At 56.1% G+C, this 16,476-nt stretch carries 9 protein-coding genes; 1 reads left to right on the top strand and 8 read right to left on the bottom strand.

Annotated features, from left to right (window positions below; all coding sequences use genetic code 11):
• Positions 1-8: 8 nt before the first annotated feature.
• Entirely contained in the window at positions 9-2,045 is a 2,037-nt protein-coding gene (locus O9K67_RS01080) for an AsmA family protein (RefSeq protein ID WP_061492622.1), read from the bottom strand.
• Positions 2,046-2,108: 63 nt separating this feature from the next.
• On the bottom strand, positions 2,109-2,879 hold the full coding sequence (gene pdeH, locus O9K67_RS01075; protein ID WP_061492620.1) for a cyclic-guanylate-specific phosphodiesterase: 771 nt from the start codon (positions 2,877-2,879) through the stop codon (positions 2,109-2,111).
• Between the two features lie 232 nt (positions 2,880-3,111).
• On the opposite strand from pdeH, the gene kdgK reads away from it, so the two are divergent.
• On the top strand, positions 3,112-4,041 hold the full coding sequence (gene kdgK / locus O9K67_RS01070) for a 2-dehydro-3-deoxygluconokinase (RefSeq protein ID WP_061492618.1): 930 nt from the start codon (positions 3,112-3,114) through the stop codon (positions 4,039-4,041).
• Between the two features lie 45 nt (positions 4,042-4,086).
• Here kdgK and O9K67_RS01065 read toward each other — a convergent pair whose 3' ends face one another.
• From O9K67_RS01065 to bcsB, 6 genes are all read right to left on the bottom strand, one after another.
• Positions 4,087-5,580: a M16 family metallopeptidase gene (locus O9K67_RS01065; RefSeq protein WP_061492616.1), complete on the bottom strand. Its 1,494-nt coding sequence runs from the start codon at positions 5,578-5,580 to the stop codon at positions 4,087-4,089.
• Positions 5,581-5,798: 218 nt separating this feature from the next.
• A complete protein-coding gene (locus tag O9K67_RS01060; RefSeq protein WP_061492614.1) occupies positions 5,799-7,085 on the bottom strand; it encodes a dicarboxylate/amino acid:cation symporter in 1,287 nt (428 codons plus the stop codon).
• Positions 7,086-7,241: 156 nt separating this feature from the next.
• Positions 7,242-9,248 carry a biofilm formation regulator HmsP gene (hmsP, locus tag O9K67_RS01055; protein ID WP_061492613.1) on the bottom strand — a complete coding sequence of 669 codons (2,007 nt, stop codon included), beginning with the start codon at positions 9,246-9,248 and terminating at the stop codon, positions 7,242-7,244.
• A 218-nt stretch (positions 9,249-9,466) separates the two neighbouring features.
• A complete protein-coding gene (gene bcsC / locus O9K67_RS01050; RefSeq protein ID WP_061492611.1) occupies positions 9,467-12,964 on the bottom strand; it encodes a cellulose synthase complex outer membrane protein BcsC in 3,498 nt (1,165 codons plus the stop codon).
• Positions 12,946-14,049 (bottom strand): cellulose synthase complex periplasmic endoglucanase BcsZ, encoded by a 1,104-nt coding sequence (bcsZ, locus tag O9K67_RS01045; RefSeq protein WP_061492609.1) that lies wholly within the window; start codon positions 14,047-14,049, stop codon positions 12,946-12,948. Before bcsZ ends, bcsC begins: the two co-directional genes overlap by 19 nt.
• Before the next feature lie 5 nt (positions 14,050-14,054).
• A complete protein-coding gene (gene bcsB / locus O9K67_RS01040) occupies positions 14,055-16,475 on the bottom strand; it encodes a cellulose biosynthesis cyclic di-GMP-binding regulatory protein BcsB (RefSeq protein WP_071889826.1) in 2,421 nt (806 codons plus the stop codon).
• Between the last annotated feature and the right edge of the window lies 1 nt (position 16,476).

The raw sequence follows: 16,476 nt of genomic DNA, 5'->3' as shown, positions 1-16,476 counted from the left end.
TTTCTCCTTTAGTGCTTCATCTGCGACAAAATGGCCTGACATTGATTTTGTTCACCTTCAGAAGGCGAAACCAACGCCAGTAGAGCTGCTGCTGGGGTGACTAACGTTGCCAGTGCTGCCGCGACCGCACCGCGGGCAATCAATGGCCCGGCTTTGACGCCCGCCTGCGGGTTTTTGAAACTGCCGCGCACGTACAACGGCGAGCGTAGCGTCACTATACGGATGCCTTTACTTTCCGGATCGATGGTTAAATCCAACTGCTCTGACGCAAAACTGGCGCTGCCTGTCACGTTGATCAACGCGTTCTCCGTATCAAAAGCAAAGATCTGCGGGCGCGCGACGCCGTTCACCAGATTGAGATTCGCCGCCGCACAGTTGACCCGGACCTCATCATCGCCAAAGATCTGCCCGACAAGGTAATTACCGACGTTAAGACCGAGGATCTCCATCAGGTTACGGCTCACCAGACCGTCGTTCATCAGCAGCTTCAGATCGCCATTGCTGGTACCGAGCAGTGCTGCGACAGAATTACCCACCCCCCGAATGTTGGCATCACCGTTCATCTCCCCGAGCGTCTTCTGCATCAGTTCCACGTTGGGCATCAGTTCTTTGAGCTTCAGGCGACGCGCCTGGATATCCGCCTGCCCGTGCATTGGCTTCTTATCGCCTTCAAGGTGGAGGGTGGCTGAAATCGTACCGCCCGCCAGGCCGAACTTCAGCGGTTGCAGACGCAAATCGGCATTATTTAGCAATACGTGTGTCGAGAGATCACTGATGGGCAGCGTTGAACCGTGTTCAATACGGCGACCTTTAAAACGGACATCGGCATCCATCACGTCCCATTTGTCGGTTTCGAAACGATCGTACGGCAGCACCTTCCCTGCCGGCTGCGTTGACGCATCCTCTTTTTTCGCCACGGTGCCTTTGCCGGAATTGACGCCAATCAGCGGCCCCAAATCCGCCAGACGAAGCTGGCGCGATTCGACGTCACCTTCCAGTTTAGGGCGTGGTTTTCCGGTGGTGTACTTGAGCGTACCGTGAATATCGCTGTCACCGATATGGCCATTAAAGTCGCGGTAATCATAGATCTGGCCCTTAGCGTCATAGAGCTTCGCCACTAAGTGACCATCCGTTTCAAAGGGGGGCGTATCCGGCAGCAGTACGCCGGTGAGATCGTACAAGTCGCCAAGCGAGTCGCCGCCGAATTTCAGTTGCAGATCGATGCCGCCCAGATTCAGAGGGTCATTAACAGTGCCGACAAATGCCACGCGAGTATTGCCTGAACGGAAATCTGCCTGCACCGGAAAGGGCATCCCTTCGCTGCGCAGCGCCAGCATGCCACCGATTTTCCCCGTACCGGAGAGCGGCTGACCGTTGTAGCGCCCTTTCGCCGTCAGGCCAAAGACATAATCTCCGGCGTTGGTTTTGTTATCGCTTTTGCCTGTGACTTCGCTAAACGGCAACGGCTTGCCGAGCGGGTCGACCAGGATGTCGATATTGGCGCGGGTTACGCTGTCATCAATAGCGATGCGACCGCGATCGAAAAGGATCGTATCGAGGCGGAAAGACCAGTCGGAGGGGGGCGTATCGGGCTTTTTCGTGCTGTCACTGGCGAGGTTGAAGGTCCAGTTATTCAACGTATCGGAGCGACGAATCAATCTGGCATCGGGCTGCTGAAGTTTGATCCACGGTAGATAGACGGTTTTGGTTAGCAGCGCGAGCGGGGCCAGCGTGGCTTCCACACGAGGCAGATGCACCATGGTGATTTCGGGAATGTCCGGCGGGTTGCCAAGCAGGACGTCATCGGCATGCACATGCGGCCAGGGCACCCAGCTTCGCCAGCCAGTTTCCTCTTTTTGCCGCTCCCAAACCACGCCAAGATCGCCGCGGATGGCGAAAGGGCGGTTCAGTTCAGCTGAGACTTTCTCGTTAATCGTCGGTTTGAGGCGGTTCCAGTCGAATGTGGCGACAACAATGATGGCAACCACAATCAGTAACAGCAGCGTCGCAATGACGGCAATAATCGCTTTACTCGTTTTTGTCATTGTGCCTTTCCTTTACAGCCTGACTTTCATAAAGATAGTTGAGGCTCAGGGAAAGGGCGGTGATTACAGTTCGAGTATCACATGTTCAAGCCTGGCTAAAGGAACCGGGCGCGAGAGAAAATAGCCCTGTGCGGCAAACGCCGGCGAATCCTGCACGTCGCGCCACTCTTCCAGGGTTTCAACCCCTTCAACAATCACGCCCTGGCAATAACGGTTCATCAACTGCAACAGTAGCGTAAACAGATTTTGCCCTTCCGGGGTTTTACGCAACATGATGAACAGATCGCGCGCGACTTTGATGTAGTCGTAACGGACTTCGCTCAGCGCCGAAAAATTCGCCATGCCGGTGCCAAAATCGTCCAGCCAGAGCGGGCCGATTTCGCTGATTGACGCGAAGGTGGAGTCTTGCGGTAAACGGATATGTTCAACCAGCTCGAAGCGGATCCACGGCAGTGATGCCACCAGTGACATTAACTCTTCATTCTGGCGCATCGCCAGCAGCGTTGGGCCATCGACATTCACCGATGCCAGCACATCATTTTCCTCGAAGAATGCCTTTTGCTCTGCCAGTAGCGCCACCTGCTCGTACACCACTTCCACACGCTGGCGCACTGCCACTTCCGAAAAGTAGCGATCCGGCGCGATGCGCTGATCCGGTTGCAACGGATGGGTCACAATGGTCAATACTTCAATAGCCATCAGGCGTCCATCTGTTCTGTAGATGGGCTGATAAGTATAAGCACGCTCGCATTGCAGCCAGTAACGACGTTCCTGCAAGCTTTCTATATCTGCCTCAGGAATATTGAGTCGCTGGATGACCTGCTTTAACTTCATTTCTACTGTCCTGTCGATGGGATGACCTGGAGGAACTCGTCAAAGGGTTATCGGCGCTCGGTCTGATAACTTTATGTTCACGCTGGCGGCAAAAACCAAAAAGCGGGACGCCGGAATCTGCACAGAACACGCTTTAGCTCAAAAAAATACTGGAACGTTGTTTTAATATAGTTGACCACGAATCACCCACAACGCACACTACCGTTAATTCATCTGATTCAGGTTCACGACTATGTCCAGGAAAATTGCCGTCATTGGCGAATGCATGATCGAGCTGTCACAAAAAGGCGCAGAAGTTAATCGTGGCTTTGGTGGCGATACCCTTAACACGTCGGTTTACATCGCGCGCCAGGTCGATCCTGCGGCGTTGTCCGTGCACTATGTCACCGCGCTGGGTACGGATAACTTCAGCCAACAGATGCTGGAAGCGTGGCAGAGCGAGAGCGTGGATACCCGCCTGACTCAGCGTATGGAAAACCGCCTGCCTGGCTTGTACTACATCGAAACCGATGCGACCGGCGAACGCACCTTCTACTATTGGCGTAACGAAGCCGCAGCCAAATTCTGGCTGGAGAGCGACCAATCCGACGCAATCTGTGAAGAACTGGCCACGTTCGATTATCTCTATCTGAGCGGCATTAGCCTGGCTATTCTGAGCCCAACCAGCCGTCATAAACTGCTGTCATTGCTGCAGGAGTGCCGCGCCAATGGCGGTAAAGTCATTTTCGATAACAACTACCGTCCACGTTTGTGGGCCAGCAAAGAAGAGACGCGCCAGGTTTATCAGCAGATGCTCGCCTGCACCGATATCGCTTTCCTGACGCTGGATGATGAAGATTTGTTGTGGGGCGAAAAACCTGTCGAAGAAGTGATAGCGCGCACCCAGCAAGCCGGTGTGAAAGAAGTGGTCATCAAACGCGGCGCGGACGCATGCCTGGTGGCGATTGCGGGCGAAGCGATTGTGGAAGTCCCGGCAGTGAAATTGCCGAAAGAAAAAGTGATCGATACCACCGCAGCGGGCGACTCGTTCAGCGCAGGCTATCTGTCCGTGCGGCTGACCGGCGGCGATGCCGTTGCGGCAGCAAAACGCGGCCATTTAACCGCCAGCACGGTAATTCAGTACCGTGGTGCGATCATTCCGCGCGACGCGATGCCGAACTGAGTTGACGTTGACGCCTCTGCCCGATGGGGAGAGGCGTCATTTTCATCATTGCCGTGGCGGAATATCCGACACATCGGAACGCATATCATCATTGCTTGCCGGCGCAGCTGTGGCTTCGGCTGGTGCCATCACCTCTTCCCACGTCGCCTGCAAATCCTTCATGTTGTATTCCGGCTCACCTTTTGGTTGCAGCAGTATCAACGACATATCCTGCGATAACTGCTGGTGCAGATCCTGGTTCAGCATTTCCGGCGTTAAGTTGTTGAGGAAGGCCTGACGCAGTTTCTGATACTGCTCCGGTGCAATGTCCACGACCTGGTTTTGCAACGAGCGCACCCGCTGGCTAATCAGAATATCGGTGCCGGTGCGGGCATAGGTCGCAAACAGCTTCTGCAACTCCAGGTTCTTCTGCGCGATCAGCGCTTTAAACTCCTCTTCCGGCAGGCCTTTTTGCCGCACTTTCCCCAGTTCACGTGCGATCAGCCCCGCATTGGCATTAAGCTTGTCGTTTGGTGAATCAACGTTAATGGCGCATTGCGCCCGCTGGAACAGCACGCGGCACTCGAAGCTCAGGCCAATATCCTTGGCGTTATTGCGGGTCAGATTCTGCTGGATGTGCCAGAACAGCGCTTCACGGGCCAAATCCGCACGCCAGTATCGCTCCAGCGCCGACGATTCACGGATCGGCTGCCAGGCAGAATCCCACATAATTGACAGGCGATCCTGCGTAACCGCGTCGGTCATCAGACTTACCGGCTGCGGCGGCAAAGGCGACAGCGTCGGCACAGGCGCTGGCGTATGGCGTTTACCCTTCAGTTCACCAAAGGTTTTATTGATTTGCTCGGCAATCGCGCGGCTGTCCACATTGCCGACCACAATCAGCGTCATGGCGTCCGGTGTATACCATTTTTCGTAGAATGCCTTGACCTGTGCGGCATCGATCGGCTCTTTTGGCATCACGGCCGGATCGTGACCCAACAACGCGGAACCTTTCAGGCGATAACGCCAGGCGTTATCTGTCGTATTGCCAGGCCAGGTAACGACCATATCGTTGCTGGCAAGCGCATGATTAACGGTCTCAGGCGTAATGGTTAAGTTCCCGGCGGCATCCGCCAGCCAGGCCAGCGCCTCTTTCAGCAAGTCGCCACGATTATTTGGCAGACTCAGGCTGTACTGCGTAAAGTCGTACGACACCACCGCTGGCGGCAACGGACGTTTCGGATCGATGCCCTGCTGCCAGAGCGAACGCATCTGCACAGGTTCCAGCGGACCGCTATGGGTCAGCGCGATGCGAGGAATAAAATGGTTGAAACCGCTCTGTTGTGTGCTTTCGGTGAGCGAACCGGTATTAATAGACAGGCGAATTTCAATGCGATCGCTGGGACGCTGTGGAGTGGCTAAAACCTGCCACTGAAAACCATTTCCCAGTGTCCCTTGTTGCCAGGCCGGGTCGGGCTGGAGCGCATCTGCCTGCACATAACCGACAGCCGCCAGCATCAGCAAACCGCCTGTTAACAACCGAATTTTTGTGCCCTGCATGAGAACCCCTAATCAACATTCCTGGTTAAAAAGTCAGCCCTCCAGGAGGAGGCCGAAAGATACGTAAAAACACTTCGCTTTTAGACCGCAGGAAAAGCAAAACGTCACACCGTGAAGTGAATAATCCCGAAAATTCATCGTGAATTGTGACGGTAATAGGGGGAATTATGCGCAGAAGCCCGCAGTCCGACAAGGGACTGCGGTCATAAGTCATGAAATTATGAGGAAATTTCGCGGGTTTTTCCGCTTTCAGCACGATTATTGAGCGTATCGGACAACTGTTTCTGATCCAGTTCCTTCACCCACTTCGCCACCACAATGGTCGCCACACCGTTACCCACGAGGTTGGTTAACGCACGGGCTTCCGACATAAAGCGGTCAATCCCCAGAATCAACGCCAGGCCCGCCACCGGTAGATGACCCACCGCAGAGAGCGTCGCGGCCAGCACAATAAAGCCACTCCCGGTCACCCCGGCAGCACCTTTTGAGGAGAGCAGCAGCACCACCAGCAGCGTAATTTGATGGAAGATATCCATATGACTGTTGGTAGCCTGGGCGATAAACACCGCCGCCATCGTCAGATAGATAGAGGTGCCATCGAGGTTAAAGGAGTACCCCGTCGGAATAACCAGCCCGACCACCGATTTGCGGCAGCCCAACCGTTCCATCTTCTCAAGCATGCGTGGCAGCGCAGACTCCGACGACGATGTACCGAGCACGATCAGCAGCTCTTCACGGATATAGCGAATAAACTTGAAGATGCTGAACCCGGTCGCCCGGGCAATCGCACCGAGTACCACCACCACAAACAGAATACAGGTCACATAGAAGCAGATAATCAACTGGCCGAGCTGCACCAGCGTGCCGACGCCATATTTGCCGATGGTGAATGCCATTGCGCCGAACGCGCCAATCGGCGCAAGACGCATGATGAAGTTGATGATGCCGAAAATCACCTGCGAGAAGCTTTCGATAACGTTGAAAATCAGCTGGCCTTTATGACCGAGGCGATGCAACGCAAAGCCAAACAACACGGCGAACAACAGCACCTGAAGGATATTACCGCTGGCGAACGCACCAATGACGCTGGCGGGGATCACATCCAACAGGAAGGCGATAATCCCCTGTTGCTGCGCCTGTTCGGCGTAAACCGCCACCGCTTTCGCGTCCAGCGTCGCGGGGTCGACATTCATCCCCGCGCCGGGTTGCACTACGTTAACAATGACAAGGCCGATAATCAGCGCCAGGGTACTGACGATCTCGAAGTAAAGCAGTGCAACCGCACCGGTGCGACCAACCGCCTTCATGCTTTCCATACCAGCGATACCGGTGACAACCGTACAGAAAATGACGGGCGCGATGATCATCTTGATAAGCTTAACGAAGCCATCACCAAGCGGCTTCATCTGCGCACCTAATTCAGGATAGTAATGGCCAAGCAGAATACCGATGGCTATTGCTGTCAGAACCTGAAAGTAGAGACTTTTAAATAGAGAGGTTTTCATAAGGTGTCCTTGGATTAAACCTCAGGCTTTGTGGGGTTTTCAATTAGCCTGCGGTTTAAAAATAACACCCGTCAAACATGACAGAAATAAACTTACATCAAATCCGAAACAACAATGTTAAAAAGTTTGAACTGACTCGCACAACCTCGTAACAATTTAACGATTTTCAGTCATATCCGAACCGGTAAACCAACGCTGTTCAAACGCCTCTGGTGACGAGGCATGGGCAAAAAGGAAGCCTTGCGCCACATCTACGCCCGCTTGCGCCAGCCAGTCGCGCTGATTTTCCCGCTCCACCCCTTCAGCAATAATCTCCAGCTCGAGGCTGCGCGCCATATGGATAATGGCCGATACCAGGCTGTTGTCATCCGGTAACCCGTCAACAAATGTCTTGTCGATTTTCAGCACATCCACAGGCAGCGATTTCATATGTTGTAACTGACGTAACCCGGCATAACCCATACCGAAGTCGTCCAGCGCAATGCGAACCCCGGCGTCGCGCAACGGGCGTAGGATCGCCACCGCGGCTTGCGGATCATCAATACGGCGACTCTCCGTGATTTCCAGGATCAGCGTACCGGGTGCGATACGGTAGCGATGCAGCAGTTCAAGCATATCGGACGCCATATTGTGATGAAGAAGTTGCAAGGCGGAAAGATTGACCGACAGCGGCAGCATAATCCCCCGCGACTGCCATGCCGCCAGTAAGCGACAGGACTCTTCCAGCACCCAGTAACCCACGTTGATCATCAACCCACTGGATTCGATACGTTCAATCAGACCTTCCGGCAACGCCCAGCGAGAGTCCTCTTGCTGCATACGCAGCAACACTTCTGCGCTTTTAAGTTCACCGCTGGCAAGATCCACCTGCGGTTGCAGCCAAATCGCAAATTTTCCCTGCTCAAGCGCAGAGAGAATATCGCTTTCAAGGGCCAGACGCTGCTGCGCCAGCGCCATGTGTTGCGGATCGAAGAACTGGAGCTGGTTTTTCCCTTTGTGCCGCGCACTGCTGGCTGCGGATACCGCGCGGCGGTAAAGCTGCTCAGCGGAAAGATCGCCATGACACATCGCCACGCCGATACTGGCTGTCGGGCGTAACTGGATCCCCTGAAGCGGAATCCGCTCGTTAATCGCAGTGAGTACTTGCTGACCTAAAGTGATAGCATGCCACGGCTCCTCTACGCCGTTGGCAATAATCGCGAAGTCATTACCGCTGACCTGCGCAAGCGTCATGTGCGGTGACAGCACCGACTTCAGCTTCTCTACCAGCGTCAGCAGCAGCATTTCTCGCTGATTTTCCTGCAATACGCCCGCCGTATCGCGCAGCGTGTCGCAGGCAATCACCATCAGCGCTGTGGTCTTTTTCTGCGCAACCGTCTGCTCCAGCAACGCCATCAGAAAAGCCTTGTTCGGCAATTCAGACACCGGGAACTGCGTGGATTGCTGATTTAACGCATCATATTCCCGCAGCAATTGCTGTTGATGCCGGTTATAGCCACGCACCAGGATGCCTATTTCATCGTCATGGTGATGGGAAGGCAAAATCAACTGATGCCCAAGGCGATCCTCTGCTGAGAGATCATTTAACTCACGGGCGATTTTCCGCAGCGGGTGTACCAGTAACCGATTCATGCACCAGGAAATCGCGACGGTCAGCATGAGCCAAAGCAGTAAGTAAGCAGTCACTAACGTAGACAGTGTGCTGATAACGAATTTATAGACACGGTACGAATCCGCCTGCAACACCAGGTAAGCCAGTGGCTGAGGGTTGGCCGGGCGCTCCAGCGAATAAATCGGCAGCGAGATCTGGATCGGTAATTCAAACATCCGGGTGATCATCACCGGGATTGGGCGTTCCGGAATAAAGCGCATCCGCAGCGCCTGAAATTGATTGGGCAGCACGACGTCCGCCCGGCTCACCACCCCGGCAGGTTTAATTTGCTGCAAGATAGATTCCGCGTCAGGAATATCGGCTTTCAGAATCGCTGCCGAGAGCGGTTCTCGAACAGAGCGGGCAATACTTTCCAGTTGCATGGCCGTGTTATAGCGATTCTGCTGTAAGAAGTGAAACAGCAGAATGACGCAAAAAATAAAAACAAACACCATGGACACGGCAGACACCGCAGCCATCTGTTTAATGGTTAAAGAACGGCTAACACGCAAAATCACTCTCCAGAGGTACGATAAGCGCAGAGGAAATCAACAGCGACTCTGCCGCCAGATTATACTCGATCGTGACGCTCTTGAGACAAACGCCCGCCAGATTGCAACGCGAAAGAGGATTGCGGCAATCATCGTAGGTAACTTATTGAATAAGAAGTGTTTAATCACCCTGTGCCAGCCATGACGCATAGCGATTAACCACCAGGAATTGTCTTTTATTACCAGTCAGCGTAAGGCGTGAGCGTTTGCGGCGGCATATCCATATCGCCCTGCCACCCGGCGCCGGAATAACGTACATAAATCAACGCATGGCTTGGCGTGTAATCCTTCGCTTGCTGAATATCGACACCCGCCCCAACAAACCAGTGAGACGTCACCCGACGCTCTACCAGCGCACGGGCGGTATAACCAAAACCGTTCGAGCTGCTGCTCGTGCTGCTATTGTCCTTATCCAGGAACATTCGGTCGCCGTTAGCAAAGAACTGGTTATCCGGAATCAGATTCTGCAACGGATAGCGTTTGATGCCATCGGTTTTTGAGTGCGACCACGAACCCGACGCGCCCAGCTCCCACGACCAGTTTGCCGTACGTTTCCGCCAGACAACCGGCACCGCAAACGAGATATACTGCTGCGGGCTGTAATAGCCTCCCTGTCCCAGCGTGTAGTCGCTCAGATCCTTGTCGTAATGCCACAGCATATTGTTGAGGCCGACGGTCAAACGTTCATTATCTTTGTTGATTAGCTTGTAGTAGTAGCCAGTCATCCAGCGAATGCGCCAGTTATCCGCCACGTTCTTACCGGTGAGGGAATCCGCATTCAAACTCGACCAGACGCCGTTCGCTTCACCTTTGTCGTAACTCAGGCTAACGCCGCCGCCCGTTGCGCGAACGCCCCCCCATGTGACGCCGGTGTTCGGATCTTTTTGCCCGCCGAACGCCAGTAATGAGCTGGAAATCGGCCGGCGATGGACGTTAACAGTGTACCCCAGCGGCCCCAAATCGCTGCTGTAGCTCAGGCCACCCACGACATCCACCACATCAAACCCCATCGGCGTGGTGCCGATATCCCCCGACCAGGTGCCATTTTGCCAACCGACCGCCAGACTTGCGCCATTGGCTTTCTGACTGGTGTTGCCGCGACATGGCGTCGCGGAACAGGTACCCCAGTTGGGATCGTAAACATCATCTGTGGTGTCGAAGCTGCCCACGTTCATATTCACCACATCAGTGCGGAAGAACATCCGTCCGTCCGCCAGCGGCGCATCCGCCTGCAACAGGGTGGTATGGGCTTTCAGATCGGAATACCCGCCGGTACCGCTGGAGCCCCAATAATCATGCTGGAGCGTGACATTGATATCCTGCTGCCGGTAGAGATCGGCCGCATCGCTGCGGATACCACGCTTCAGCCAGTCATCTTTCGCGTTATTGCGCGTTAAACGCGTGAAGGTGTCATTATCCGCAGGCGGCGTGGTAGTCACGCCGGAGGCCACCATGGCATCTTTCCAGGTTTCCAGCGCCTGCTGCGGCTCGCCCTGCTGCGCCTGAAAACGCGCGGCATCACGCAACACCAACGCGCTCTCCATTGACGGCGGCTGTGCTTTCGCCTGCGGCATAATGCGGCTAAAGGTTTGCCGGGCGCTGTCGGTATCGCCAAGCGCGGCCTGCACCAGCGCCAGACGCCGCTGGGTATTGATGGATTGCGGTTGCGCCGCCGTTGGGGCGGGCAACTTCGCCAGTTGCGCACGCGCCGCCATTTTATTGCCATCGGCGGCATACAACTCCGCCAGACCAAGCAGCGCGTCCTGGTTATTCGGCTCCCGCTCCAGCACCCGGTTGAAATAGTGCTGCGCAGATGCGCTATCGCCACCCTGCTGCGCCCAGTCAGCCAGTGTCAAATCAATACGCGTCGACGCAGGCTGCTGCGCCAGTAGTGCCCGCGCCTGCTCTTCATGGCCGCTGTCGCGCAGCCGGTTGGCGTTGTCCAGCAGGCGATTGGTTTGCAGCCGTTCCGCCAGTTCCTGGATATTACTGTTCCACTGTGCTTTCGGCAGCGCATTAAGCTGGTTCAGCGCCGCCATCTCCTGATTATTACCAGAGAGGTACAGGCCATAAGCGTACACCTGCTCCGGATCGCCGGGTTTGAGCGCAGCGAGACGCTGCATGTGCGCATCGGCTTCGCGTGGCTCTCCGGCCTGGCGCAAATCGCTCGCCAGACGATAAGTCACCCATACGCTCCCAGGATCGAGTGCCAACCGCTGGCGTTGCAACTCCGCCGCCTGCGCCCACTGTCCGCTGTTTTCCAGCGCTTCCGCCTGCTGCGCCAGGCGATCGTTTTTCAGCCCGCGCTCAATGTCATCAATGCTGCGGCGCTGGCTGGCGGAAAGCGATTGAATAAATGTGTCGGCCTCTTGCGGCGAACGTGCACGGTAAATATTCGCCAGCCCACGGACCGCATTGCTGTTGCCACTGTCCATACGCAGCGCCTGGCGGTAAAAACTTTCCGCCGCGTGGCTGTCCTTGCGGGCCATCGCCGCATCGCCGAGGCCAAGCACCGCATAGCTGTCGGTATTATCAATGCGCCGCGCCTGTGAATAGAGGCGCTCCGCCTCACCAGGGTTGTTCGCTTTCAACGCCGCATCGCCCTGCTGGATCAGCAGCCAGTAGCGATTGGTTTTTAACAAACTGTCCCACTTACTGCGGTTGCCACTGGTGGGATCCATGGCGATGGCTTTTTCGAATTGCGCCACCGCACGGGCGCGGTCGCCGCTTTGCGAATAGGCTTGCCCGAGCGCGCCAACGGCTTCACTGTCCGTTCCGTTGGCATTAACGGCCTGGCGCAACTCATTCACGGCTTTCGCCCCTTGCCCGGCATCCACTGCCGCCAGGCCGGTGGCCCGGGCGCGAAACGCCGGATCGGCGAGTTGTTTTTGCTGCGCGGCAAGCTGTGTACGGGCGCTGTCCACGGTGTCACCCGAGCTGAATACGGTCAGAAAACGTTGTAGCGCTTTCACACTGGCGTCACTCACCGGCATGCGTTGGATTTGCTGATACCAGAGCCCAGCCGCCGCTTCACGGCCCGCACTGGATTTCGCCATCTGCTCAAGCACCGCATACGCTTCGGCATCACGACCTTCGCCAAACAGCAATTGCGCCAGCGAATTTTGCAGGGCCGCGTTGCCCGGATTGCGCGCGTTCAGTGCTTTCAGTTGCGTGATGGCTTCACTGCGACGCGCCGGAACTTTCGCAACCAACGCCCAGTACTCGACCGCCAGATCGCCCTCTGGCGGGTTACCTTTAAACAACGCGTCATAGGCTGCGAGCGCTTCCGGAACATGCCCTGTCGTTGCCTGTAAACGTGCCTGTTGCAATGCCTGACGGCCTTCTGCGCCAGAAAGCGTCATCGACGTCACGGAGGATTTATACGCCGCAGAATCTGGCGCCAGTTGCTTCATGCGATCGAGCTGCTTTTGCGCCCCGGCGTTATCGCCCTGGCGCAGTAAATAGCGAAAACGCGCGGCAATCACATCCGGGTTATCCGGATCGATAAGTTCGAGACGGTACAACGACTGACGCACCAGGTCCTCACGTTTGGTGGCTTCGCCCAGCCGCACTTGTGACAGCAACTGCTGCTGAGCGGTGGGCTCATCCGCTTGCGTAGCTGGTGTCAACGCAAGCACGAGTGAGAGACAAAGTAAGCTTACTGTGAACTTGCGCATGCCTGGCCCCAGTCAGGTTGTAACTCACCGCGAGGGGTGAAACGAAAACGGTGCTCATCCCAGCCTTGACCGAACAGGGTAAGAACATAACTGAAATAAGCATCATCGCCAGGGAAATGGTCGGCGACCTTTTGCCGTTGCACGGCCTGCGCATCACGATCCTGCAGGAAGGGCAACAGCGCAGCAGCAAAGCCGACAGGGCCATCACCGCGCGGTTGTGCTGTGGCAACATCCACTTTTTCCGGCACAACGCCCTTTTTCGCCGTCAGCGCTGCCATCGGTTTTAGCCGTTCGAGCAGAGACGCTTTTTGCGCATCGTGGTCGTTCATCATTCCCACCCACAGATAGACGCGGATGGCATCGTAGCCACTGATCAACGTCTTATCGGGGGCCAGTTGCCAGCCTTTACTTTTTTCATAACGCACCCAGTCCGGGGAAAACCCCTTCGGCGCTGTCTCCAGCAACAACCGGTGATTGGTCTCCTGCAGTGTCGTCCAGGGTTCGCCAAAACGGGTCAAATAGCGGGCAATCTGCGGCGGCAGGTAGCTGGGGTTAAACCGCCAGACCGTCTCCTCGGCAAAGCCGACTTTTCCTGGTAGCAGCATTGGCCCCAGCCCTGGCACAGTCACCACTTCCTCTTTGGCGATGCGGTTTAACAACGCGTTGCCCAGGGTGGTATAGCGCGCTTCTTTCCATAAGCGTCCGGCTTCCAGCAGCGACCAGGCTATCCAGATATCCGCATCCGACGCGGAGTTGCTATCCAGTACGGTCCAGTTGTTTTCGTCCTTTTTCCCCCACAACCAGGCCGGAAGATGTTCGCCGGGATCCCCCTGCGCCAGATTGTCTTTTGTCCATTCCAGCACGTTATCGAACATCGGGCGATCATTCGCCGCCAGGGCGAAGAACAAGGCATAGCTTTGCCCTTCCGAGGTGGTTATCTTGCGCGCGTCGCTGGGGTCAATCACCCGCCCGCCATCGCTGATATACGCCCGTTTGAAGTGTTCCCAGGCAGGCCATGTGCAGGCGGCGCGCACATTCATCGCCGCCAGCACCAGCGCCATTACAACCCAACGTAATGCCTTCATCGCCGTTACTCGTGATCCGGGTCAAGACGACGGCGGCTGATGATCCGCAACAGACGCCACAGCACCCACGCCAGCAGCACAATACTCACCGCCGCCAGCACCGCCAGCAGCACGGGATGGTTCGCCAGCGCATACCAGACACGCTCAAACCATGGCAAATGGCCCACGTAATAGATGTCACCAACGCGTAAACCGTTCACCCCGGACTCGCGGATCACCGACACCGAACCGAAAATCGCCGCGCGTTTGCCACTGTCATTCATTGCCTGATTGAGCAAGGTGTAACCACGCGGGCTATCCGCCAACAGTGCAACCACGCTACGCTGATCGTTAAACGGTGACTGGAAGCCGACAATGGCTGCCATCGGGCCGTCGGAGGTGACGGCGGTCTGCGTCTCCGCCTGGCGATCGACTTCATCCGGCAGGCTCGCCGTAAACGGGGTCTGGCGCTGCGGCGTTTTCACCCAGCTTTGCGCCGCCTCCACCAGCAGGTCGATTTTCTTATCATCTTTGAGCGATGGCGGAATCGCGCCGACAATCATGATATCCGCGTCTTTGCCCTGGATTTTGCTGGCATCGTCGGTCAACTGCACGTTAATAGCCGGGAAGCCCGTCTGCGCACCCACGGTGCCCAACGCATTGAGCAACGTGGTCAGTTGCGCAGGCGCGGGTTTAGGGGGCATCACCACCAGCGTTTGCGACAGATCCGCCATCCGGCTGAACGGGAAGCCTGCATTGGCGAAAGCACGCAGATCCGGCATGGCAATAAAGTGGTAATACTTCGAGAAATCGATGGTGGAATCGTCGCCAATCACCACGCGGTTATCCACCTGCTGGAAAGTCACGCAGTTATCGATAGTGCCGCCCGGCATCGGGTTCATATACTGGAAATCAAAGCGTAACTGATTGACAGCCCCCAGTTTCAGCGCCGGAATGGAGACATCCGTTTTACCGTCCAACAATCCCTGTAGCACCGGCAAGCGCAGCAGCAACTTATTGCTGTCCTGATTGCTCAGCAGATTGAAATATTGCAGGAACTGGTTGTTCAGGCTGATATCCATGCGCGAGTTATCTTTCGTCGGCGGCGCGGTATAACGGTAATTGAGGTTCATATCAATGCCGTTGCTGCGCAGCAGATAGAGATCCGGCGGCAGATTCAGCGCCACGTTGATCGACGCAGGTTGCAACCCGGTTGATTGCAGCTGCTCTTCATAGGTTTTCAGCTCGCCAAAACTGACCGGACGATCGGTGCGGATCCAGTTCGGTGCATCATAGGGCTGACGCGCCAGCAACGGTTTCACTTCATCAACCGTGACGCTATCGCCACGGAACAACACGTTGCCCTGCGCAATCCCTTTTGCCGCCTGCAACAGATCGTTATCGTCACGCCCCATCACCACCAACAACTTCACATACGGATTCCCCGGATGCGCAATCATGCTGATGGTCGGCCCTTTCACCGCCGGGGCATCACGCAGGAAGTCCGGACGCTTATCATTGGTAGCGAAAACAATGGCGTTACTGTCCGGCAGGGTGTTGTAACTGACCGGGAACGTCTGTCCGCGCCAGCCGGAGCGGGAACCAAACCAGGAAGCAATAACCGCCGCAGCCTGCTGTTGCCCCAGGCCCGGCGCATCGGCAAAGACCATCGGCAGCGTTAAGGCACGGTTATCACGCGCATCAAAGAACGGAACAGGGAAGTGGGACAGATCGTTTTGCACAGCCAGCTTCTGATAGGTCAGATCCAGCGAACTGCTACGCCCGATATCCAGCCACAGCGTGTTGCTGGCCGGGTTTTCACAGACATCGCGATAGTGCCCGATAAACTCCAGACGCACGCGGTTAAAATCGGTGATAAAGAGCGGGTTAATCGGCACCTGCGCCAGCGTTTTTTTACCCAGTTGCTCTTTGCTGACCGGCAGTACGCCCATCAATTCATCGTTCAGGTAAACCTTCAACTGTGACTGCACCGGCAGCAGCGACGGTGACGGGGTGTACTCAAGGTTCAGCACCGCTTTTGACACCAATTCATCGCTACGCATGCCAAACTCAACGCCGCCATTCGGATTGACGCCGCGCAGCACCATGCTTCCTGGCGGAGGCGCAATCTGAGCAAACGTCAGCTTCACATCGCGGGACGGGGCGTTTTCCGCCACGACCGGCGCGTTCGCGCCCTGTACGCCAGGCATAACCTGGCCAACCATCGCCGCACCATTCGCGGCAGGCAGCGTCTGCCCGGTGGTCGGCGTCGTCGGTCGCAGGGCTTCCGCTTGCGCTGGCCCTTGCGTGACCACTGGCTGGGTCGCTGGCGAAACGGCCGGAACAGTTGGCGCAGCAGGGTTTGCAGGCGCCGCAAGGGTCGTCATCGGAGGCAGCGCGCTCATCCCCACTGCCACTGCACAAATCCAGGAGAGTTTTCTTTTCATC

Source organism: Kosakonia oryzendophytica, from assembly GCF_027886705.1.
Classification (GTDB): Bacteria; Pseudomonadota; Gammaproteobacteria; order Enterobacterales; family Enterobacteriaceae; genus Kosakonia; species Kosakonia oryzendophytica.
Note: the sequence above shows the minus strand (reverse complement) of the source record. Positions and strands in the feature narration are given on the sequence as shown.